Here is a 1,916-nt window from a genome sequence, read left to right as displayed (position 1 = left end):
AGTCGGGCGTGAGGCCGCAGGCGGCCAGTTGGGCCAGGATGAACGCGTCGGCGCCGGGCACGCAGCGGGGGGTGTCGACGTCTTCGATGCGAACGAGCCAGGTGCCGTGGTGCGCGCGCGCGTCCAGCCAGCTGGCGAGCGCGGCCACCAGCGAGCCGGCGTGCAGCGGGCCGGTGGGGGAGGGGGCGAAGCGGCCTCGGTAGGGTGCGTCACTCACAGGATCAAGCCCTCGTGCAGGTCCAGCAGCGCACGTCGGGTCTTGGGGCTGGCGAGCTGGTGCAGCCACCAGGTCAGCGCCATGCCGGGCTGTGAGCTGGTCTGGCGCCAGGCGTAGTGGGTCTCGAAATTTCGCGGTGGGCCATCGACTTCCTTGCGCAGCAGTCGGCCAGCGGCCACGTGGGCGCGCACCATCGGTTCGGGCAGGTAGCCGATGCCCATGCCTCGCAGCTGGGCCTCCAGCTTGGCCGCCATCGATGGCACGGTGAGCACGTCTTGTCCGGGCAGGATGCCGCTCGTGGCAGGGGGCAGGCGTTTGGCCGAGTCGGCCACCGCGACGATGCGGTGCTGCGCCACGATCCCCGGGCTCAGAGGCTCGGGCTCCTGCGCCAGGGGGTGGTGCGATGCCACCGCCAGCACGAAGTGGTGCTTGCCGATGGGCTCGCAGCGGATGTCGGGTGCGCTGAGCCGGTCGCTGGAGATGCCGATGGCCAGGTCGGCCTCGCCGTGCAGCAGCGGCTCCCAGGTGCCGGTCATCACCTCGCTGCGCATTTTCAGCCGGGTGGGCGGCTTGAGCGCCAGGAAGGCCTCCATCAGGTCGAACACGGCGTGCGGCGCGATGGCTTTGTCCACCACCACGGTCAGCTCCGTTTCCCAGCCCGAGGCGACGCGCTTGACGCGGTTGGCCACGGCGTCGAGCTGCTGCAGCAGCAACTGGCCTTCGCGCAGCAGCTCTTCGCCGGCGGCGGTCAGCTTGGCCTGGCGGCTGCGGCGGTCGAACAGCAGCACGTCCAGCGCGTCTTCGAGCTGGCGCACGCTGTAGGTGAGGGCGGAGGGCACCTTGCCCAGCTCGCGCGCGGCGGCGGCAAAGCTGCCCGTGCGGGCGATGGTCACGACCATCTGCAGGGCGTCGGGCGAAAGGGCGTGGTAGCGGTCCATGGCGGCCGGAGGGTCGTTCAAAACATTTGAATGATGCCATCAGCGCGGCTCAGCCACCGACCGGTGCTCGATGCCTACAGTGAAGCCATGGTCACACGACGTGACCCCCACGCGAACTTCACAAAGTAGGAGCTTCACATGCTGACCCTGCGCCGATCCGACGAACGCGGCTTTGCCGACCATGGCTGGCTGCAGTCCTTCCACAGCTTCTCGTTTTCCGAGTACTTCGACCCGGCTCACATGGGCTTTGGCCCGCTGCGCGTGATCAACGACGACATCGTGGCGGCCGGGCGTGGTTTCGGCATGCACGGCCACCGCGACATGGAGATCGTGACCTACGTGCTCGAAGGCAAGCTCACCCACCAGGACAGCCTGGGCCACACCGCCGACATCCTGCCTGGCGACGTGCAGCGCATGACGGCCGGCCAGGGGATCATGCACAGCGAGTTCAACCGCACGCTGCACGACCGCGTGCACCTGCTGCAGATCTGGATCGAGCCGACCGAGAAGGGCCTGCGCCCGGGCTATGAGCAGAAGAACTTCGGTGAAGCCGACAAGCGCGGGCGACTGCGCCTGGTGGCCTCTCCCGATGGCCGAGATGGTTCGGTGACGATCCACTCGGACGCCTCGCTGAGCGTGGGCCTGTTCGATGGCGACGAGCGCGCCGAGCTGGCCCTGAGCCCGGCTCGCAAGGCCTATGTGCACGTGGCCCGTGGCGCGATCACGGTCAACGGCCAGGCCCTGCAGGCGGGCGACGCGGC

3 protein-coding genes are annotated in these 1,916 nt (G+C 69.1%); 1 reads left to right on the top strand and 2 read right to left on the bottom strand.

Features of this window, described 5'->3' with window-relative positions; genetic code table 11:
- Both B2W70_RS03385 and B2W70_RS03380 read right to left on the bottom strand, forming a co-directional pair.
- A partial coding sequence (locus B2W70_RS03385) for a glutamate--tRNA ligase family protein (RefSeq protein WP_286742865.1) occupies positions 1-217 on the bottom strand: 217 nt, incomplete at its 3' end.
- Positions 214-1,155 (bottom strand): LysR family transcriptional regulator, encoded by a 942-nt coding sequence (locus B2W70_RS03380; protein WP_058088033.1) that lies wholly within the window; start codon positions 1,153-1,155, stop codon positions 214-216. The genes B2W70_RS03380 and B2W70_RS03385, both read right to left, overlap by 4 nt.
- A gap of 138 nt (positions 1,156-1,293) precedes the next feature.
- Between B2W70_RS03380 and B2W70_RS03375 the strand changes: the two genes are divergently transcribed.
- Positions 1,294-1,916: pirin family protein (locus B2W70_RS03375; RefSeq protein ID WP_286742862.1), on the top strand; the 623-nt coding region annotated here is incomplete at its 3' end.

It is taken from the genome of Aquabacterium sp. UBA2148 (genome assembly GCF_002328915.1).
GTDB classification, from domain to species: Bacteria; Pseudomonadota; Gammaproteobacteria; order Burkholderiales; family Burkholderiaceae_C; genus Aquabacterium; species Aquabacterium parvum.
Note: the sequence above shows the minus strand (reverse complement) of the source record. Positions and strands in the feature narration are given on the sequence as shown.